Annotated in this window: 16 protein-coding genes, 1 tRNA gene and 1 pseudogene; 12 read left to right on the top strand and 6 right to left on the bottom strand. The window is 65.0% G+C overall.

What is annotated here, in order from left to right; genetic code table 11:
- Nucleotides 1–140: pseudogene (locus JKG68_RS33240) on the bottom strand (GTP 3',8-cyclase MoaA); the annotation flags it as partial.
- A gap of 94 nt (nt 141–234) precedes the next feature.
- Between JKG68_RS33240 and JKG68_RS02830 the strand changes: the two are divergent.
- Complete coding sequence (locus JKG68_RS02830; protein WP_202055647.1) at nt 235–603, top strand: gamma-butyrobetaine hydroxylase family protein; 369 nt, start codon at nt 235–237, stop codon at nt 601–603.
- 225 nt (nt 604–828) lie between these two features.
- Here the strand turns inward: JKG68_RS02830 and JKG68_RS02825 are convergent, their stop codons facing one another.
- Nucleotides 829–1,413, bottom strand: a complete 585-nt coding sequence (locus JKG68_RS02825; RefSeq protein ID WP_202055645.1) for a L,D-transpeptidase — start codon at nt 1,411–1,413, stop codon at nt 829–831.
- 246 nt (nt 1,414–1,659) lie between these two features.
- Between JKG68_RS02825 and JKG68_RS02820 the strand changes: the two genes are divergently transcribed.
- Nucleotides 1,660–1,734: transfer RNA gene (locus tag JKG68_RS02820), tRNA-Val, on the top strand.
- Nucleotides 1,735–1,815: 81 nt separating this feature from the next.
- Here the strand turns inward: JKG68_RS02820 and JKG68_RS02815 are convergent.
- Nucleotides 1,816–2,517 (bottom strand): HAD family hydrolase, encoded by a 702-nt coding sequence (locus tag JKG68_RS02815; RefSeq protein WP_202055643.1) that lies wholly within the window; start codon nt 2,515–2,517, stop codon nt 1,816–1,818.
- Nucleotides 2,518–2,608: 91 nt separating this feature from the next.
- Between JKG68_RS02815 and JKG68_RS02810 the strand changes: the two genes are divergently transcribed.
- The 5 genes from JKG68_RS02810 to JKG68_RS02790 all read left to right on the top strand — a co-directional run bounded on the left by JKG68_RS02810 (nt 2,609) and on the right by JKG68_RS02790 (nt 7,128).
- On the top strand, nt 2,609–3,064 hold the full coding sequence (locus JKG68_RS02810; RefSeq protein ID WP_202055641.1) for a hypothetical protein: 456 nt from the start codon (nt 2,609–2,611) through the stop codon (nt 3,062–3,064).
- Between the two features lie 142 nt (nt 3,065–3,206).
- Nucleotides 3,207–3,902 (top strand): ribose-5-phosphate isomerase RpiA, encoded by a 696-nt coding sequence (gene rpiA / locus JKG68_RS02805; RefSeq protein ID WP_202055639.1) that lies wholly within the window; start codon nt 3,207–3,209, stop codon nt 3,900–3,902.
- Between the two features lie 29 nt (nt 3,903–3,931).
- On the top strand, nt 3,932–4,432 hold the full coding sequence (locus JKG68_RS02800) for a DUF2059 domain-containing protein (protein ID WP_202055638.1): 501 nt from the start codon (nt 3,932–3,934) through the stop codon (nt 4,430–4,432).
- A gap of 209 nt (nt 4,433–4,641) precedes the next feature.
- Complete coding sequence (locus JKG68_RS02795) at nt 4,642–5,448, top strand: GAF domain-containing protein (RefSeq protein ID WP_202055637.1); 807 nt, start codon at nt 4,642–4,644, stop codon at nt 5,446–5,448.
- A 198-nt stretch (nt 5,449–5,646) separates the two neighbouring features.
- A complete protein-coding gene (locus tag JKG68_RS02790) occupies nt 5,647–7,128 on the top strand; it encodes a methyl-accepting chemotaxis protein (protein ID WP_246515025.1) in 1,482 nt (493 codons plus the stop codon).
- A 98-nt stretch (nt 7,129–7,226) separates the two neighbouring features.
- Here the strand turns inward: JKG68_RS02790 and JKG68_RS02785 are convergent, their stop codons facing one another.
- From JKG68_RS02785 to JKG68_RS02775, 3 genes are all read right to left on the bottom strand, one after another.
- Complete coding sequence (locus tag JKG68_RS02785) at nt 7,227–8,726, bottom strand: tripartite tricarboxylate transporter permease (protein WP_202055629.1); 1,500 nt, start codon at nt 8,724–8,726, stop codon at nt 7,227–7,229.
- Nucleotides 8,727–8,734: 8 nt separating this feature from the next.
- Nucleotides 8,735–9,208 carry a tripartite tricarboxylate transporter TctB family protein gene (locus JKG68_RS02780; protein WP_202055627.1) on the bottom strand — a complete coding sequence of 158 codons (474 nt, stop codon included), beginning with the start codon at nt 9,206–9,208 and terminating at the stop codon, nt 8,735–8,737.
- Nucleotides 9,209–9,275: 67 nt separating this feature from the next.
- Nucleotides 9,276–10,247, bottom strand: a complete 972-nt coding sequence (locus tag JKG68_RS02775) for a Bug family tripartite tricarboxylate transporter substrate binding protein (protein WP_202055625.1) — start codon at nt 10,245–10,247, stop codon at nt 9,276–9,278.
- A 224-nt stretch (nt 10,248–10,471) separates the two neighbouring features.
- Here JKG68_RS02775 and gor point away from each other — a divergent pair, with 224 nt between their 5' ends.
- From gor to gltX, 5 genes are all read left to right on the top strand, one after another.
- Entirely contained in the window at nt 10,472–11,857 is a 1,386-nt protein-coding gene (gene gor, locus JKG68_RS02770) for a glutathione-disulfide reductase (RefSeq protein WP_202055623.1), read from the top strand.
- A 150-nt stretch (nt 11,858–12,007) separates the two neighbouring features.
- Nucleotides 12,008–13,030 (top strand): GSU2403 family nucleotidyltransferase fold protein, encoded by a 1,023-nt coding sequence (locus JKG68_RS02765; protein WP_202055622.1) that lies wholly within the window; start codon nt 12,008–12,010, stop codon nt 13,028–13,030.
- A gap of 207 nt (nt 13,031–13,237) precedes the next feature.
- Nucleotides 13,238–14,623, top strand: coding sequence for a class II 3-deoxy-7-phosphoheptulonate synthase (locus tag JKG68_RS02760; protein ID WP_202055615.1), 1,386 nt, complete (start codon nt 13,238–13,240; stop codon nt 14,621–14,623).
- A gap of 367 nt (nt 14,624–14,990) precedes the next feature.
- A complete protein-coding gene (locus JKG68_RS02755; RefSeq protein ID WP_202055613.1) occupies nt 14,991–16,724 on the top strand; it encodes an NAD+ synthase in 1,734 nt (577 codons plus the stop codon).
- A gap of 245 nt (nt 16,725–16,969) precedes the next feature.
- Nucleotides 16,970–18,325: a glutamate--tRNA ligase gene (gene gltX, locus JKG68_RS02750; RefSeq protein ID WP_210346195.1), complete on the top strand. Its 1,356-nt coding sequence runs from the start codon at nt 16,970–16,972 to the stop codon at nt 18,323–18,325.
- Nucleotides 18,326–18,374: the final 49 nt, after the last annotated feature.

Genomic DNA, 18,374 nt, shown 5'->3' with positions numbered 1-18,374 from the left:
TCCTCGGACATGCAATAGACGCAGCGGAAGTCGCAGCGGTCCGTCACCGAGACGCGCAGATAGGTGATCGCCCGGCCGAAGGGGTCCAGGAGGGACCGGCCGGAGCTGGAATTCTCGAGATGAGCCGGGAAGGCTCCCATGGCGGAGAAATCCTCAATATGCGTGAACGCTTGCCTTCAACCTGACGATCAAGCAGTTAGCGTGAAATCGAAGAGCAGGGAAGGGGTGAGGCCTATGACATCAGAGCGCTGGCCGACGGAGCTTCGCCTGGCCAAGGACAGGCGCAGCCTGCGGGTTGCCTTCGACGACGGAACGGCCTTCGATCTTCCGGCCGAGTACTTGCGCGTGACGAGCCCCTCGGCCGAGGTTCAGGGGCACAGCCCCGCAGAGCGCAAGACGGTGCCGGGCAAGCGGGATGTTGCCATCATCGCCGTGGAGCCCGTGGGCAACTATGCGGTGAAGCTCGTCTTCGACGACCTGCACGATACCGGGATCTATGGGTGGGACTACCTTTACCGCCTCGGAGCCGAGCAGGCGGAGAAGTGGCAGGCCTATCTCGATGAGCTTGCGGCCAAGGGGTTGTCGCGGGATCGGACGCGCTGAGCGGGCGCTACTGGCATTCCGGGGCGAGCGTTAACGAGAGCCCGGAGGCCGTCACCGCTCACGGTACAGGATAGGATGCAACGGCTTGCGAAGCATCGCATCCGATAAAAGTCGTGTTCATGGATTCCGGGCTCGGCCCCTCCGGACCGACAGTGGGCGGTGGTGCTGCCAATGGAAAAGGCCGGCATGAAGCCGGCCTTTCCAGACGACCCATCCCGGCCGCCATCACCGCTGGACGATGACCCGGGCGCCGACCTTGGCGCGGCTGTAGAGGTCCGTCACATCCTCGTTGGTCATGCGGATGCAGCCCGACGACACCGCCTCGCCGATGGTCTCCGGCTCGTTGGAGCCGTGGATGCGGTAGATCGTGCTGCCGATGTACAGAGCGCGGGCGCCGAGGGGGTTGTCCGGGCCGCCCTTCATGTAGCGCGGCAGATCGGGGCGGCGCTTCAGCATGGCTGCCGGGGGACGCCAATCCGGCCACTCGCGCTTCATGGTAACGGAGTGGGTGCCGGCCCAGGTGAAGCCGGGACGGCCCACGCCGACGCCGTATCGGATGGCCTGGCCGTTGCCGAGAACGAAGTAAAGGCGACGCTCGCTCGTCGAGACGACGATGGTGCCGGGAGCATAGCGGCCGCCGAAGGAGACGATCTCGCGCTGGGTGGGCGCAGCCTGGGCCTTGAAGGCTTCCTCCGCAGGGTAGAGCGGCTGGCGGGTGAGCGGATCGATGGCCGTAAATGCCGCAGTCGGCGTCGCAAGGGCGACGAAAGAGCAGGCGAGCCCTAAGAGAGCAGCGCGAGTGCGTCCCATAATTGCCTCAGAATGAACATGTTTATGGCGGGTTCTACCATTGCTCAACGCGAACGGCCCCGCTTGGGATCCCATGCTTATCAGGATTCCGATATAAAATCCTAGACAAGATCCGCCACATTTCGGCCACGTCGTAAGCAAGCCGTTAAAGCCAAGGCGCCACAATTGGTGGGTCAAAATAGTCGCCGTCCCGGCGCTTCTTTGGCTTGACGCCGGGGGTTCGGCGCCAGTAGAAGGCCCTTGTCAGGGCGCGTAGCTCAGCGGGAGAGCATTCGCTTCACACGCGAAGGGTCACAGGTTCAATCCCTGTCGCGCCCACCATTTCCTTCCTGACAGACAAGCTTCACACTTTCGTGTTCGCCGGACGCTCGTCCTCTGGGCGAGCGCGGCCGTTGCCGCGCGTCAGGCCGCCATCGGTCGCAGGACGGCCTGGACGGCGGCGAACAGCTCGTCGAAATGATCGATGACCGCATCCGGGTTCAGGCTCTGGACCGGCACGTCCGTGTAGCCGAAGGGCACGGCCACGACCGGAATGCCCGCGTTCTGGGCCGTCACGATATCGGTGCGCGAATCCCCGATCATCACCGCCCGTGCCGGGCTGCCGCCCGCCCGCTCGATCGTCAGGGTCAGGTGGCGCGGGTCCGGCTTGAAGTAGGCGAAGGTGTCGCGGCCGCAATTGGCCGCGAAGCGGTGGCCGACGCCGAGCTCGTCCAGCAGCTTCACCGAGTGCTCCTCGACCTTGTTCGTGCAAACGGCCAGGATGAAGCCCGCCTGCTCCAGCCGGTCGAGGGCTTGCGCCACGCCCGGGTAGAGCCGTGTCCGAACACAGATATTCTGTCCGTAATGGACCATGAACTGGCGGAAGAGCTCGTCCAGATGATCCGGCGTCAGTTCCTTGCCGGCGGCCTCGAAGCCCCGTTCGATCAGGGCCCTGGCGCCCGCGCCGATCATGTCGCGCGCTTTCTCCACCGGCAGGGGGGAGAGTCCCTCCCGCTCGAGGATCACGTTCAAGGTCCCGACGAGATCGCCGGCCGTGTCTGCGAGGGTCCCGTCCAGGTCGAAGACGGCGATGGGCGGGACGATGTGCGCGGTATCAATGGCCATGAAGGTCGGCTACCTGCTGGAGGCAAGGGAATCAAGCATCGGGATGATATGGTGCCTATGGTTGATTCGTTCTTACCGGATGGAGTGTTGAATGCGGCCCTTTGGTCCCGCGGCGTTTATTTCTGCAGCTTTGGCGCTGGGAGGCCTCTCGGGTCCCGTCCTGGCTGCGTCTTATGACTTCGTGCCCGCGCCACAAACCGATCTGAACCGGATCTACCGGATCGACCGGATCACGGGCGAGGTGAGTTCCTGCCAGTATGGACTACAAGAAGGCACGATTGGGGTCACCCTCTGCTTCAGCGCTGGCGAGGGGGCTGGAGCCCAGACGCCTGGCGAATACGGCCTCGTTGCGTCCCGCCACGAGCGGGAAGGGGGCGTTTTCCGGGTGAATTTCCGCACCGGCCAGATGAGCATATGCTACGTGTTCGACGAGCGCGTGGTGTGCACGCCCCAGACCACCCCGTCGCCTGCGGCCTCGAGCGCGGCGCCGCCGGCAGCCACCCCCAGCGTCAGCCCTGGCACGGGAGCCTCGCCGCAGCGTCCTTGAGGCACGTTCTCGGCGAGCCCCTCGCAAGGCATCCTGGGCGCGGTCCAATCATGAAACCTTCTTTCTTCCAGGCGGCCCGCCATGCTAGAGGCAGGCCGAAGAGCCCTCCTCAGCCGGGACGGCGATCATTTAGAGGTCCCTATTGAGCGACAATCTCAAGCGCGCTGCAGCCGAACGGGCTGCCGAGCTGGTAACGGACGGCATGAGGCTCGGGCTCGGCACCGGCTCGACGGCGGCGCATTTCGTGGCCGCCATCGGCGAGCGCGTTCGCGGCGGCCTCAAGGTGGTGGGCGTTCCCACCTCCGAGGCAACCCGCGACCAGGCGCAGCGCGAGGGCATTCCCCTGTCGACCCTGGATGAAACGCCTGACCTCGACCTCACCGTGGATGGGGCCGACGAGCTCGACGACGACCTGCGCCTCATCAAGGGCGGCGGCGGCGCGCTCCTGCGCGAAAAGATCGTGGCCTCCGCCAGCCGGCGCATGATCGTGATTGCCGACAGCTCCAAGCACGTGGCGAAGCTCGGCCGCTTTCCGCTGCCGATCGAGGTGGTGCCCTTCGGGCTCACCGCGGTCGAGAGCGGCATCGTGAGGCTGCTGGACAGCCTGGGAGCCGCCGGCGAGCTGCGCCTCCGGCGAGCCGCCGACGGTGCGCCCTACGTCACGGATGGCGGACATTTCATTTTCGATGCGCATCTCGGGCGCATCGACAAGCCGAACGTGCTTGCCTCGACGCTGAACAACATTCCCGGCGTCGTCGAGCACGGTCTTTTCCTGGGCCTCGCCACCGGCGCGATCCTCGCGAGCGGCGACGGACTTGTCGAACTCGGTCAGCTCTGACCCCCTACCTTCATGATTGGAGCCCTTCTATGATCCGCACCGCTTCCCGTCTGGCTGTGACCTCCGTCGCGCTGTTCATGCTGGCCAGCCCGGTTTTCGCGCAGGCTCAGCCCAGCGCCGGCCACCTTGCCCTTGCCCGCGAGGTCGCCATCACCTCCGGCATGACGCGCTCGTTCGACGCCATGGTCGAGCCGTTCCTGGACCAGCTGGAGCAGATGAACGTGACCCGTCCTGAGATCAAGCAGGACCTGCAGCAGGTGGTCGCGCAGCTTCGGCCCGAGCTCGAGCAGCAGAAGCAGAAGATGGTCGACAACGCGGCGCGCGCCTTCGCGAGCCGCTTGTCCGAAGCCGAGCTGAAGGAGATTTCCGCCTTCTACAAGTCGGCGGCCGGCGTGAAATACGTGCAGATCCAGCCCGGCGTTCTCGACGACGTGGTGAGGGACCTCGCGGTGTGGACGCAGCAGACCGGACAGTTCGTCATGACCCGCGCCCGCGAAGAGATGGGCAAGCGCGGTCACCAGCTGCAGTAAGGCGGCCGTAGAACCGCATTCGCGACCAGAAGGGACCCGGGACGCCGGGTCCTTCTTTCGGCATTTCACCTCGAGCCCGGAACTTGCCCTCTTGCTGGCGAGCGGCCCGCGTGCAAAACGGCGAATAACATATGTTATTTGCTTGAATCTGAAGGTGCGGGACTCCTGCGCCATTTTGCTGCCACAGGGCACGATCAGAGGCCGTTTTCATGTTGACCCTGACCCCTCCGAACGAATTCGAGCGCCTCGCCGCACTCCAACGGCTCTCCATTCTCGATGCGCCGGTTTCGCCTTTCCTCGACCGGATCTGCCGTGTCGCCCAGCAGATTTTCAAAGTGCCGATCAGCGCCGTCACCTTCCTGGACGCCACGCAGCAGTTCTTCAAAGCACATGTCGGCCTCGACGGCATCGCCGGCACGGCCCGAAGCGACTCGTTCTGCCAGTACACGATCATGCACGATGAGGTGTTCGTGATCTCGGATGCCAGGGCCGATCGAGCCTTTGCGGCCAATCCCTATGTGACCGGAGACCCGCATATCCGCTTCTATGCGGGTGTGCCGTTGACGACGGAACCGGGGATCCGTCTCGGGTCCCTGTGCGTCATCGATACCCGGCCGCGTGAGTTCAGTCTGGAGGAAACCGCCATCCTGGCCGGGCTCGGTCGTCTGGTCGTCGACGAACTCTGGCTGCACCATCTTGAGCAGGCGGGCCGGGCCCAGACAGCCCTTGATCCTGCTCCCAAGCTTCGCGCTCCCCTCGCGTTCAACCTTGCTGCGCCCCTCACGAGTTCTCAGGTCCGCGCCGGCCGGGCGCTACTCAACTGGTCGGTTCGGGAGCTGTCGGAAGCCTCCGGCGTTTCCGCCACGACGATCAAACGCATCGAGGCCAACGGAAGCGGTTCCGTTCGCCGCTCGAATGTCGATGCCATCAGGCGCGCCCTGGAAGAGCAGGGGATCGACTTCACCGCCTCGGCCCCTGGAAGGGTCGGGGCGAGCATCGGCCCTGAACTGCAGTGAGCCGTTCACATTTCCGGCAGGAATGCCCGTGTGACCAAGGCTTGCAACCGAGGGCATTAAGCCTCCGTTAGGGAATGTAGACCAAATTGGCGCCAGTCGGGCCAGAGCGTCGCCTCTCGCCTGCAACAAAGCGCCTTCGGGTTTCTTCGGAAAGTGTCCCAGGGCCGCAGCAAAAGCAGCCTGGGGGGCTTTCCTAAGATGTTCATGTTTCGACGGGGCGGAGAGAAATCGGAGAAGCTCGACGCCCTGAACCGGTCCCAGGCCATAATCGAGTTCAAACTCGACGGCACCATCATCTCGGCCAACAGGCTCTTTCTCGACACGATGGGGTATGGGCTGGAGGAAATCCAGGGCCGGCATCACAGCATGTTCATCGATCCCGCGGATCGGAACAGCGCGGTCTATCGGGATTTCTGGGCTTCGCTCAACCGCGGCGAATTCCAGAGCGCCGAGTACCGGCGCGTCGGCAAGAACGGAAGAGAGATCTGGATTCAGGCGAGTTACAATCCTGTCCTCGGCCGCACGGGAAGACCGTACAAGATCGTCAAGTTCGCCACCGACATCACGCGGCAGAAGCTGCAGGCCGCCGAGTACGAAGGTCAGATCAAGGCCATCAACAGGTCCCAGGCCATCATCGAGTTCGCGCTGGATGGCACCATCGTGACGGCCAACGAGAACTTTCTCGCTACCCTGGGATACAGCCTGGAGGAGATCCGGGGCAAGCACCACAGCATGTTCGTCGAGCCGGCCGAACGGGGCACCCATGAGTACCGCGCATTTTGGCATGCTCTCGCGCAGGGCGAGTACCAGACGGCGGAATACAAGCGCATCGGCAAGAGCGGTCGGGAGGTCTGGATCCAGGCTTCCTACAACCCGATCCTGGATATGGCCGGGCGCCCGTACAAGGTAGTCAAGTTCGCAACCGACATCACCGCGCAGGTGCATGAACGCCAGCGGCGCGCGGAAATCCAGCGATCGATCGCAGCCGATCTCGGCGAGATCATGAAGGCTGTTGCGGGCGTGACGGACCAGGCGGAAGGGGCCGCCAGCGCCTCGAGCGAGACATCGGGCAATGTTCAGGCCGTTGCCACCGGGGCTGAGGAGTTGGCCACGTCGGTCAACGAGATCAGCCAGCAGGTGAACTATGCTCTAGCGATCTCCACCGAGGCCGTCGAGCAGGGCAGGCAGACGAACGCCATCGTGTCCAGCCTTTCCACATCGGCCCAGAAGATCGGGGAGATCGTCACGCTCATCGACAAGATCGCGTCGCAGACGAATCTTCTGGCCCTGAACGCCACCATCGAAGCGGCCCGGGCCGGCGAGGCCGGACGGGGCTTTGCGGTCGTTGCTTCGGAGGTCAAGGATCTGGCGACGCAAACAGCCAGGGCGACCGAGGAGATCGGCGAACAGATCGCCCAGACGCAGGCTTCCACCCAGCAGGTCGTGGCCGCTATCGAGACGATTACCGCCACGGTCTCGAAGATCAACGAAATCGCCGTTGGGATTTCAGCCGCGGTCGAGGAGCAGTCGGCCGTCACGCGAGAAATGTCGTCCAACATGCAGGGCGCCTCGCGGAGCGTGTCGTCCATCAGCGGCAGCATGAACGAAATCGCCCGCTCGGCCGAACGGGTCAGCACGGCAACCTTGAAGGTACGCGAAGCATCCTCTGCAATGGGTTGACCGGACCGCTCCCCACCCCTGTCCAGTCGCTCCAAATGCAGCAAAGGCGCCTCGTGCTGCGAGGCGCCTTTGCCATGTTCATGCTCGTGTAAGGAGACTTAGTCCTCGACCGCCTTGAAGCGTCCCATGCCTTTGAGGACGAAGGGGGCAACGAGGGCAAACAGCGCGATGACCAGGAGCGTCGCCGAGATCGGGCTCTGCAGCAGGACCATCGGGTCGCCGAGGCTGATCGAAAGAGCCCGCCGCAGCTGGCTTTCGGCGATGGGGCCAAGGATCAGGCCGACCACCACCGGGGCGATGGGGAAGTCGAAGCGGCGCATCAGGAAGCCGAGCACGCCGAAGACCCCCAGCATGACGAGCTCCACCGGGGACGGGTTGGCCGCGATCGTGCCCATGGTGGCGAAGACCAGGATGCCCGCATAGAGCCACGGCTGAGGGATCGCCAGAAGGCGGACCCACAGGCCCACCAGCGGCAGGTTCAGCACCAGCAGCATGCCGTTGGCGATGAACAGGCTTGCGATCAGGCCCCAGACGAGATCCGGTCTCTCCGCAAACAGCAGGGGACCGGGGTTCAGGCCATATTGCTGGAACCCCGCCAGAAGCATGGCCGCCGTAGCGGAGGTGGGAAGGCCCAGCGTCAGCAGGGGCACGAGGGTGCCGGCGGCGGCCGCGTTGTTGGCGGCCTCGGGCCCGGCTACGCCCTCGATGGCGCCCCGGCCGAACTCCTCGGGATGCTTCGTGAGGCGCTTCTCCGTGGAATAGGACAGAAAGGTTGGAATCTCCGCGCCGCCTGCCGGGAGGGCTCCGATGGGGAAGCCGAAGGCCGTTCCGCGCAGCCAGGGCTTCCAGGAGCGCTTCCAGTCGTCCTTGGTCATCCAGAGCGACCCGCGCACGGCCTCGAGCTTTTCCTCGTGAACGTGGCGGCGGGAGGCGACATAAAGCGCCTCGCCGACCGCGAAAAGTCCGACCGCCAGGGTCGTGACCTCGATGTTGTCGTAGAGCTCCGGAATGCCGAAGCTCAGGCGGGATTGGCCGGACAGGATGTCGATGCCCACGAGGCCGAGGGTCAGGCCGATGAACAGGCTTGTCAGGCCCCGGACCGGTGAGTCGCCGAAGGTGGCCGAGACGGTGACGAACGCCACGACCATGAGGGCGAAGTAATCCTCGGGCCCGAAGCTCACCGCGATGTCGACGAGATAGGGCGAGAGAAGGGTGAGGCCGAGGGTGGCGATGGTTCCCGCCACGAAGGAGCCGATGGCCGAGGTGGCGAGCGCAGGGCCGCCGCGGCCGGATTTCGCCATCAGGTTGCCCTCGAGCGCCGTGGCCATGGAGGCGCTCTCGCCCGGCGTGTTGATCAGGATCGCGGTGGTCGAGCCGCCATACATGCCGCCGTAGTAGATGCCGGCGAACATGATGATCGATCCCGCGGGATCGAGCTTGAAGGTGATCGGCAGCAGCAGCGCCACGGTGAGCGCCGGGCCGATGCCCGGCAGCACGCCGACTGCGGTGCCGAGCAGGACGCCGATGAGCGCGAACAGCATGTTCATCGGCTGGATGGCGACGGCGAGGCCGCTGGCGAGAGACGTGAAGGCTTCCATGGCGGGCCTCAGAACAGGCGTTCAAGCGGCCCTGCCGGAAGGGACAGGGTCAGGAGCTTGGCAAAGAGCACATAGACGAACACGGCGATGACCGCGCCGATGATGAAGTCGGTCACGAAGGCCCGGCGTCCGAACGCCGTGGACGTGGCCGCGAACAGCAGGGCCGTGCCGATCATGAACCCGCCGCCGAAGGCGATGAGGGCGATGAGGCAGGCAAGTCCGCCGAGGATCAGGACGATGGGCTTCCAGTCGAGGCTGTCGCGGGCCGGGAGGTCGCCGCGAAAGGCGCCGATGCCGTTGCCGATGGCCAGGAGCGTCAGGCACCCTGAGACGACGATCGGCATGACCTTCGGCCCCAGGTCGTAGGGGGACAGGATCTGGAGCTTGGTCATGTCCCACCAGACCACGCCGGCCAGGACAAGAAGAAGGAGAGCGATGACGAGGCCTGCCACGTCGACGCGCCGCTGCGGGGATGGGGTCATGGGGCGCTCCAAAAAGAGAGCGCCGCGCTCGAAGACGCGGCGCTCCCTACGGCATTTAGCTTGAGAATCAGGACTTCACCAGTCCCACGGCGGTGAGCACGTCCTTGGTGCGGGCCTGCTCTTCCGCCAGGATCTTGGCGAAGGCGTCGCCCGACACGTAGGCGTTCTCCCAGCCCTTGGTCTTGAGGATCTCCTGCCACTCCTTGGACTGGGCCAGCTTGTCCATGGCGTCCGTCAGGGCCTTCTTCTGGTCGGCGGAGATGCCGGGAGGAGCCACGACCGCGCGCCAGTTGGCGATCTCCAGGTCCACGCCCTGCTCCTTGATGGAGGGCACGTCAACGTTTGGCGTCTTCGTTGCCGAGGTCAGGCCGATGAGGCGCAGCTTGCCCGCCTTCACCTGGCTTTCGAACTCGCCGTAGCCGGAGATGCCGGCCGTGACCTTGCCGCCGAGGATGGCCGCCAGGGCCTCGCCGCCGCCCGAGAAGGGGATGTAGTTGATCTTGGTCGGATCGGCGCCCGCAGCCTTGGCGAAGAGGGCCGCCGCGATGTGATCGACGCCGCCCGCCGAGCCGCCGGCCCAGGTGACCTTGGCCGGATCGGCCTTGATGGCCTCGGCCAGTTCCTTGGCGTTCTTGATCGGCGAGTTGGCCGGCACCACGATCGCCTCGTATTCCGTCGTCAGGCGGGCGATGGGCGTGGTCTGCTCGAGGGTGATGGGCGACTTGTTGGTGAGCAGGGCGCCGACCATCACATAGCCCATGACCATGAGCTGGTTGCCGTCGCCCTTGGAGTTGTTCACGAGCTGCGCGATGCCGATGGAGCCGCCGGCGCCCGGAACGTTGGTGACCTGCGCGCTCTTGGCGATGCCGGACTGGGTCAGGGCCTGCTGCATGGAGCGGGCCGTCTGGTCCCAGCCGCCGCCCGGCGCCGCCGGGGCCATGATCTTGAGTTCCATCTGGGCCGCAGCCGATGTGACGAATCCCGCAACAGCGGCCGCAGCCAGAGCGCTGCGCCAAAGCCCCTTACGATATTGGCTCATAGTATCCTCCTTGACGCTTCCCTGACGTCAGAGCGTCCTGCGGCAGACCCTAAAGAGGGATTTGAGGAGCGGCAAGCGCTTGCTTCTTTATCGCTGTTGAACCTTGGCGTAAGAGCGTCGCCATGCGGCGGTCAGCCATGAGCCCGGAGCAGGGCTGACGGAAGACTTCGCCTGACGCTGCCCCTATATGAATGCATAAGCAGAGTTTGACCGGAGACCAGACCATGAGCCAGTTCGATGTTGACCTCTTCGTCATCGGAGGCGGGTCCGGTGGCGTCCGCGCCGCGCGCATCGCTGCGGGCTACGGCGCAAGGGTCATGCTGGCCGAGGAGTACCGGGTCGGGGGAACCTGCGTCATCCGCGGCTGCGTGCCCAAGAAGCTCATGGTCTATGCAAGCCGCTTCGGCGACGAGTTCCACGAGGCGGCGGGCTTCGGCTGGAACGTCGGCAGCCCGAGCTTCGACTGGGCGACCCTGATCCGCAACAAGGACAAGGAGATCGACCGGCTCGAGGGCATCTACCGGACGAACCTGGAAAAGGCCGGGGTGGAGATCATCGACAGCCGCGCGGTGCTCGAGGACGCCCATACCGTTCACGTGCTCAAGACCGGCGCCCGCATCCGCGCCCGCACCATCCTGGTGGCGGTGGGAGCCCATCCGACCCTGGAACCCGTGATTCCCGGCGGCGAGCTCGGCATCACGTCGAACGAGGTGTTCCACCTGGAAACCCTGCCGAAGCGCATCCTGATCATCGGCGGCGGCTATATTGCGGTTGAATTCGCAGGCGTTTTCGCCGGCCTCGGCAGCGAGGTCACGCTCCTGCATCGCGGCGACAAGCTCCTGCGCGGCTTCGACGACGACATCCGCGACGCCCTCGCGCAGGCCTATGCCCAGCGCGGCGTCAACCTTGCCCTGGGCAAGACCGTGACGCGCCTGGACAAGACGGCCGACGGCATCGCCGCGACCCTGTCGGACGGCTCGGTGCTCCCTGTCGATCAGGTTCTCGTCGCCACGGGGCGGCGGCCGAACACGGCAGGGCTCGGGCTGGAACAGGCCGGGATCACCGTCGACGAGGTGGGGGCGATCCCGGTGGATTCGTACTCCCAGACGCTCATTCCCTCGGTCTATGCGGTGGGCGACGTCACCAACCGGGCCAATCTGACCCCCATCGCCATCCGCGAGGGCCATGCCTTCGCCGACACGGTGTTCGGCAACAAGCCCACCATCGTTGACCACGACCTGATCCCCACGGCGGTCTTCTCGACGCCGGAGATCGGCGTGATCGGCTGCGGCGAGGCGGCGGCGCGGGCGATCTACGGCGACATCGACGTCTACAAGACCGCCTTCCGGCCCATGAAGGCGACCCTTTCGGGCGGGACCGACCGGGTGCTCATGAAGCTCATCATCGACAAGGCCACCGACAAGGTGGTGGGCGTGCACATCATGGGGCACGATGCGGGAGAGATGATCCAGCTTGCAGGCATCGCCGTCACCATGGGGGCCACCAAGGCCGATTTCGACCGCACCGTCGCGGTGCACCCGACGGCCGCCGAAGAACTGGTGACCATGCGCACGCCGGTCGTGGTCAAGCATCCGGTGGCGGTGGGGTGAATCTGTGGAAGCGCTCATGTCGATGCGGCTCCTGTCCAGGTCGTTTCAACACTAAAAGGCGCTTTCAAGCATAAGTGTTGAAACCTCAGCTTTGCCGGCCTATGGTCTGTCTCAGCAGTAGCTAGCGAGCATCTCGATCTTGCTGAAGTCATGATATTTCAAGAGCTTAACAACGATCAGAGGCGGGAGAAAGTCAACTCGGACCAGCGTTACGCCGCCTGGCGCGAGGCTAAGTTACGGGCAGAAGGCTATCGCGGCTCGCTTGTTTGGCAGGAGGCCAAGGGGGAGAAGTATCTGGCCCGCAGCTATTACGATGCCGCGGGAGTTCGGCGCCAGAAGTCGGAAGGCAGGCGCACCCCCGAGACGGAGAAAAAGAAGGCCGACTGGGAGCGGGCCCGCGAAGAGGCTGCGGATCGCCTCAAGTCGATGCGTGAGGTGATGGTCCGGCAGGCTGCCATAAACCGGGCCGTCAAGCTTGGCCGCGTGCCGCTCGTCGGGGCCAAGATCATTCGGGTCCTCGACGATGCCGGGCTGCTGGGGAACGGCATCCGCATCGTCGGCACGAACGCAGTCTATGCTTATGAGGCCGCTGCCGGGGTCATGGTCGATCCCGACATCACGGCGACGCTCGATATCGACCTGCTGCTCGACGCCAGGATGTCACTCAGGATCGTCACGAACGACGATGCCACGGAACCTGCGCTGATCGAACTGCTGCGAAAGGCGGACAAGTCCTTTCAAAGGACAAGCCAGACGTTCCGCGCCGTCAACAGAGAGGGATACATCGTCGACCTGATCACGCCTCAGCGAAACCCGCCTTGGCTGAACGAGCGCGTGCAGATTGGAGTGGCGGCGGACGAGCTTGCGGCAGTTCCAATCGGCGGCCTGGCATGGCACGAGAGCGCCCCTTCCTTCGAGGCGGTTGCCATCGATGAAAAAGGCGGGCCTGTCCGGATCGTCGCCAGCGATCCGAGGGTCTTTGCCGCTCACAAGCTTTGGATGTCGCGGCAACCGGACCGGGAGCCGATCAAGCGACGGCGCGACGCCGCGCAGGCGATGGCTGTTGCCCAGCTCGTTTCGCGTTACCTGCTGCACCTGCCCTTCGACAGCAACGAGATGCGCATGCTCCCACGGGAATTGTTCGAGCAGGCAAAGCCGTTGTTCGAGGTATAGGACGCTCGGACCACTTGAACTCCCTCGACAAGATCGCTTCGCATCCGAAGCGGGCGGCGGCCGTAACGGCATGGATTGCAGCCCGGGCGCGTCCAGGTCGCAGGCTTTGGCACTCGCCTTTTTGTTTATGTCGTGTATAGGTGCCCTTTCGTGCCGCTTATTGCGGTGTGAGACTAGATTTTGGGAAAGGACACGGGGGTAAGTGTCATGACTGAGCGTTGGACGCCCGACAGCTGGAGAAACAAGCCGATCCAGCAGGTTCCGGCCTATCCGGACCTTGAGGCGCTTGAAGGGGTCGAGCAGCAGCTCGCCGGCTTTCCTCCGCTCGTTTTTGCAGGCGAGGCCCGCAAGCTGAAGAAGACCTTGGCCAAGGTCGCCAAGGGCGAGGCCTTCCTGCTCCAGGGCGGCGACTGCGCCGAGAGCTTCGCCGAGCATTCGGCCGACAACATCCGCGATTTCTTCCGCCTGTTCCTCCAGATGGCCGTGGTGCTCACCTATGCGGGCGGCTCGCCCGTGGTGAAGGTGGGCCGCGTGGCCGGCCAGTTCGCCAAGCCGCGTTCGGCTTCGACCGAGACCATCGACGGCGTCGAGCTGCCGAGCTACCGGGGCGACATCATCAGCGACATCGCCTTCACGCCGGAGGCTCGCACCCCCGATCCGCGCCGCCAGCTCATGGCCTACCGCCAGTCCGCCGCGACCCTCAACCTGATCCGCGCCTTCGCCACCGGCGGCTATGCGAATCTCGAGAACGCCCATCGCTGGATGCTGGGCTTCGTGAAGGATTCGCCTCAGTCCTCGCGCTACAGCGAGCTCGCCGAGCGCATCACCGAGAGCATCAACTTCATGCGGGCCATCGGGATCGATCCCGAGACCCATCCCGAGATGCGCTCGACGGATTTCTACACCAGCCACGAGGCGCTGCTGCTCGGATACGAGGAGGCCATGACCCGGGTCGATTCCACGACCGGCGACTGGTACGCCACCTCCGGCCACATGCTCTGGATCGGCGACCGCACCCGTCAGCTCGACCATGCCCATGTGGAATACATGCGCGGCGTCCAGAACCCGATCGGCCTCAAATGCGGCCCGTCGCTCTCGCCGGATGGGCTGCTCAAGCTCATCGACACCCTCAACCCCAAGGACGAGGCCGGCCGCCTCACCCTGATCTGCCGCTTCGGCGCCGACAAGGTGGGCGATCACCTGCCGGGCCTGATCCGGGCGGTCGAGCGGGAAGGGCGCACGGTGGTGTGGTCCTGCGACCCGATGCACGGCAACACCATCAAGGCGGGCTCCGGCTACAAGACCCGGCCGTTCGAGCGGGTCATGGGCGAGGTGCAGGACTTCTTCGCCATCCATCAGGCGGAAGGGACGCACGCGGGCGGCATCCACCTGGAGATGACCGGCAAGAACGTGACGGAATGCACGGGCGGCGCCCGCGCGCTCACCGACGCGGACCTGCGCGACCGCTACCACACCTATTGCGACCCGCGCCTCAATGCGGAGCAGGCGCTCGAAATCGCCTTCCTGACCTCGGAGCTGATCAAGCGCGAGCGTCAGTCGCGGGAGCAGCCGGCAGCGCTTGCGGCCGAGTAAGCCAAAAGAAAACATGCCAAGAAAAAGGGGCGCCGCAAGCGCCCCTTTTTCTTTACGCAAACGCTACTCTACCGGTATTCGGGCTCAGCTGAGCCAGCCCATGAAGAAGAGGATAAGAATGATCGGCAGCGGAATGCCGATGAGCCAAAGAAGGCCACCTTTCAACATGTCAGTCTCCCATTGTTTCGTATGAAAACAACGAACTGGGCTGTTTTGGGTTCCAGTAAAGCTTGGGCTGTGCAGCGGGGTCGATCATCCAGGAGGCAGAGCACGGATCGGCTTGGTCCCGTCGGCGTTGAAGACTCACGGGAAAGCTTTACCCTTTGCATTGCTGCGCACCCGGCAGCGCGCTAAATCCGTTCTTGCCATGGCTCAGAACACGCTCAAGATCGCTCTCGCGCAGCTCAACCCCATCGTCGGCGACGTGGCCGGAAACGAGCAGAAGGCTCGTGACGCCCGCGCGGAGGCCGCCCGCCTCGGCGCCGACATTGTCATGTTCGCCGAGCAGTTCCTGGCGGGCTATCCTGCCGAGGACCTGGTGCTGAAGCCTGCTTTCCAGGATGCCTGCCGCGAGGCGCTCGAGCGCCTTGCCCGCGAGACGACGGACGGAGGTCCGGGCATGCTGATCGGCCTGCCCTGGCGGGAGGACGACGCCCTCTACAACGCCTATGCGCTCCTCGACAACGGCGCCATCGCCCTGCGCTACAAGGTCGATTTGCCCAATTACGGCGTCTTCGACGAGAAGCGCAATTTCGATCCCGGCCCTCTTCCGGGGCCGGTCAACTTTCGCGGCATCCGCTTGGGCCTTCCGATCTGCGAGGACATCTGGAGCGGGGATGTGGTCGAATGCCTTGCCGAGACCGGAGCCGAGATGCTTCTGGTCCCGAACGGCTCGCCCTATTGGCGCGGCAAGACGGATGAGCGATTCAACATTGCAAGTTCGCGGGTGACGGAGAGCGGCCTGCCGCTGGTTTATCTCAATCAGGTGGGCGGGCAGGATGAGCTGGTGTTCGACGGCGCGTCCTTCGTGCTGAATGCCGATTGCTCGCTCGCCTGCCAGCTGCCCGCCTATGAGGAGCTAGTTGCCCTCACCACTTGGGAAAAGGGCGAGGACGGCTGGATCTGCCGCGACGCCCCCGTCGCAACGGTGGAGGAGGGCGAGGAGGCCGATTACGCGGCCTGCGTCCTGGGCCTGCGCGACTATGTGGAGAAGAACCGCTTTCCCGGCGTCGTGCTCGGCCTGTCCGGCGGCATCGACTCGGCCATCTGCGCCGCCATGGCGGTCGATGCGCTCGGCCCAAGCCGGGTGCATTGCGTGATGCTGCCCTACCGCTACACGTCCGGCGAATCCCTCAAGGATGCGGAGGATTGCGCCAAGGCCCTTGGCGTTCGTTACGACATTCTGCCCATCGCAGAACCGGTGGAGGGCTTCGAGGCGGCGCTGCAGCCCCTGTTCAAGGACAGGGGGCGGGACATCACCGAGGAGAACCTCCAGAGCCGTGCCCGCGGCACGATCCTCATGGCGATCTCGAACAAGTTCGGCTCCATGGTGGTGACCACCGGCAACAAGTCCGAGATGTCCGTGGGCTACGCCACGATCTACGGCGACATGAACGGCGGCTACAATCCGATCAAGGATCTCTACAAGATGGAGGTCTACAGCCTGTCCGCCCTGCGCAACCGCTGGAAGCCGACCGGCGCACTCGGGCCCGACGGCATCGTGATCCCTGAAAACATCCTCACCAAGGCGCCCACTGCCGAGTTGCGCGAGGGCCAGAAGGATCAGGATTCGCTGCCTCCTTACGAGGATCTCGACGAGATCCTGCGCGGCCTCGTGGAGCAGGAGCTTCGCGTGTCGGAGATCGTCGCCAAGGGACAGGACTTCGAGACGGTCAGGAAGGTGGAGCGCCTGCTGCACATCGCCGAATACAAGCGGCGCCAGGCGGCGCCCGGCGTGAAGGTGACGCGCAAGAACTTCGGCCGCGACCGCCGCTATCCCATCGTCAACCGCTTCCGCGATCAGGGGATGGCGGTGCAAGGAAAAGACGAGGCCCTGGAGCGCGCCATCGGCAAGCCACGGGTAGGGCCGACGGACGTATAGGCTTTTGCCTCCTCCTCGCGGGGAGGGACCGGTGCGGGGTCGCAAGGTCAGAACTCCACACGCCAATCAGAAAGCACACCGCGGATGCTGTGCATCCCCTCTCCCAAACGGGAGAGGGAGAAATGCTCGCGGGCTTCAGGTCTCCCTCAGCCGCACCACCCAACCCGGCGCTCCCCCGCAAGGGGGAGGGGGAAATAGCCTCCACCCCTTGCGCGCCTTCGCGGCCTTCGCCATAGGTTTGGCCCATGTCCAAGCCCATCGTTTCCAAGCCCATCGTTCGCTTCGCCCCGTCCCCGACCGGGCATATCCATATCGGCAACACCCGCGTCGCCCTCCTCAACGCGCTCTATGCGCGACGGGAAGGCGGCACCTTCATCCTGCGCTTCGACGATACGGATCTGGCGCGGTCGAAGCAGGAATATGCGGATTCCATTGAAACCGATCTGCGGTGGCTCGGGATTGCGCCCGATGTGATCGTGCGTCAGTCGGAGCGGTTCGGCCTCTATGACGCTGCGGCCGAGCGGCTGAAGGCCGTGGGCCGGCTCTATCCCTGCTACGAGACGCAGGAGGAGCTGGAGTTCCGCCGCAAGCGCCAGCTCGCCCGCGGCCTGCCGCCGATCTACGACCGGGCCGCCCTGAAACTCACCGACGAGGATCGGGCCAAGTTGGAGAACGAAGGACGCAAGCCCCATTGGCGCTTCCGCCTCGAGCCCATTCAAGTGGCCTGGAACGATCTCGTGCGCGGCGACTGCCATGTGGATTGCAGCTCGCTGTCCGATCCGGTGCTGGTGCGCGAGGACGGCACCTATCTGTATACCTTGCCGTCCGTGGTGGACGACATCGACCTTAAGATCACCCATGTGATCCGGGGCGAGGACCACGTCACCAACACGGCGGTGCAGATCCAGATCTTCGAGGCGCTCGGGGCGGCGATCCCGGCCTTCGCCCACCACAGCCTACTGATCACCGCAAGCGGGGAGGGGCTGTCCAAGCGCCTCGGCCACCTGTCGGTGAAGGGTTTGCGCGACGGTGGGCTGGAGCCGCAGGCGGTGGCGTCGCTCGCCGTGCTCGTGGGCTCGGCGGAGGCCGTGCGGCCCATCGCGAGCCTGAACGAGCTCGCCCGCCTCATCGATTTCTCCCACATCTCCCGCGCCCCCGCCAAGTTCGACGAGAGCGAGCTGGAGCACCTCAACGCCCGCCTCATCCACGAAATGCCGTATGAGGTGGCGCGCGAGCGCCTTGCGGCGATGGACGCGGATGCCGGTGAGGCGTTCTGGAACGCGGTGCGCAGCAACCTGACCAAGGTTCAGGATGCGGCCGAGTGGGCCAGGGTGGTGCGCGGTCCGGTGACGCCGGTCATCGAGGACAGGGCCTTCATCGAGGCCGCCACCGGGGTTCTGCCGGAGGCGCCGTGGGATGCCGCCACCTGGAAGGCGTGGACCGAAGCCGTGAAGGCCGCCACCGGCCTGAAAGGCAAGGCGCTCTTCATGCCCCTGCGCCTCGCGCTCACCGGGCTCGATCACGGGCCGGAACTGGCGGCGCTTCTTCCGCTGATCGGGCCTGAGCGGGCGAGGGCGCGCCTGTCCGGGCAGGCGGCTTAAACTGGGAGCGCCCCATTCTTCATGGTCATGGCCGGAACGAGCCCGGCCA

Source organism: Microvirga aerilata (genome assembly GCF_016743775.1).
GTDB lineage: Bacteria > Pseudomonadota > Alphaproteobacteria > Rhizobiales > Beijerinckiaceae > Microvirga > Microvirga aerilata.
The sequence above is the reverse complement of the archived record's forward strand: the minus strand, read 5'-3'. Positions and strand labels throughout refer to the sequence as shown.

Coding starts and splice junctions, on each gene's coding strand:
- JKG68_RS02800 (WP_202055638.1), top strand. CDS start 3,932: ATGATCCGCACCGCTTCCCGTCTGGCTGTGACCTCCGTCGCGCTGTTC.
- JKG68_RS02760 (WP_202055615.1), top strand. CDS start 13,238: ATGACTGAGCGTTGGACGCCCGACAGCTGGAGAAACAAGCCGATCCAG.
- JKG68_RS02775 (WP_202055625.1), bottom strand. CDS start 10,247: ATGAGCCAATATCGTAAGGGGCTTTGGCGCAGCGCTCTGGCTGCGGCC.
- JKG68_RS02785 (WP_202055629.1), bottom strand. CDS start 8,726: ATGGAAGCCTTCACGTCTCTCGCCAGCGGCCTCGCCGTCGCCATCCAG.
- JKG68_RS02810 (WP_202055641.1), top strand. CDS start 2,609: ATGCGGCCCTTTGGTCCCGCGGCGTTTATTTCTGCAGCTTTGGCGCTG.
- JKG68_RS02790 (WP_246515025.1), top strand. CDS start 5,647: ATGTTCATGTTTCGACGGGGCGGAGAGAAATCGGAGAAGCTCGACGCC.
- JKG68_RS02795 (WP_202055637.1), top strand. CDS start 4,642: ATGTTGACCCTGACCCCTCCGAACGAATTCGAGCGCCTCGCCGCACTC.
- JKG68_RS02765 (WP_202055622.1), top strand. CDS start 12,008: ATGATATTTCAAGAGCTTAACAACGATCAGAGGCGGGAGAAAGTCAAC.
- JKG68_RS02755 (WP_202055613.1), top strand. CDS start 14,991: ATGGCTCAGAACACGCTCAAGATCGCTCTCGCGCAGCTCAACCCCATC.
- JKG68_RS02780 (WP_202055627.1), bottom strand. CDS start 9,208: ATGACCCCATCCCCGCAGCGGCGCGTCGACGTGGCAGGCCTCGTCATC.
- gltX (WP_210346195.1), top strand. CDS start 16,970: ATGTCCAAGCCCATCGTTTCCAAGCCCATCGTTCGCTTCGCCCCGTCC.
- JKG68_RS02815 (WP_202055643.1), bottom strand. CDS start 2,517: ATGGCCATTGATACCGCGCACATCGTCCCGCCCATCGCCGTCTTCGAC.
- gor (WP_202055623.1), top strand. CDS start 10,472: ATGAGCCAGTTCGATGTTGACCTCTTCGTCATCGGAGGCGGGTCCGGT.
- JKG68_RS02825 (WP_202055645.1), bottom strand. CDS start 1,413: ATGGGACGCACTCGCGCTGCTCTCTTAGGGCTCGCCTGCTCTTTCGTC.
- JKG68_RS02830 (WP_202055647.1), top strand. CDS start 235: ATGACATCAGAGCGCTGGCCGACGGAGCTTCGCCTGGCCAAGGACAGG.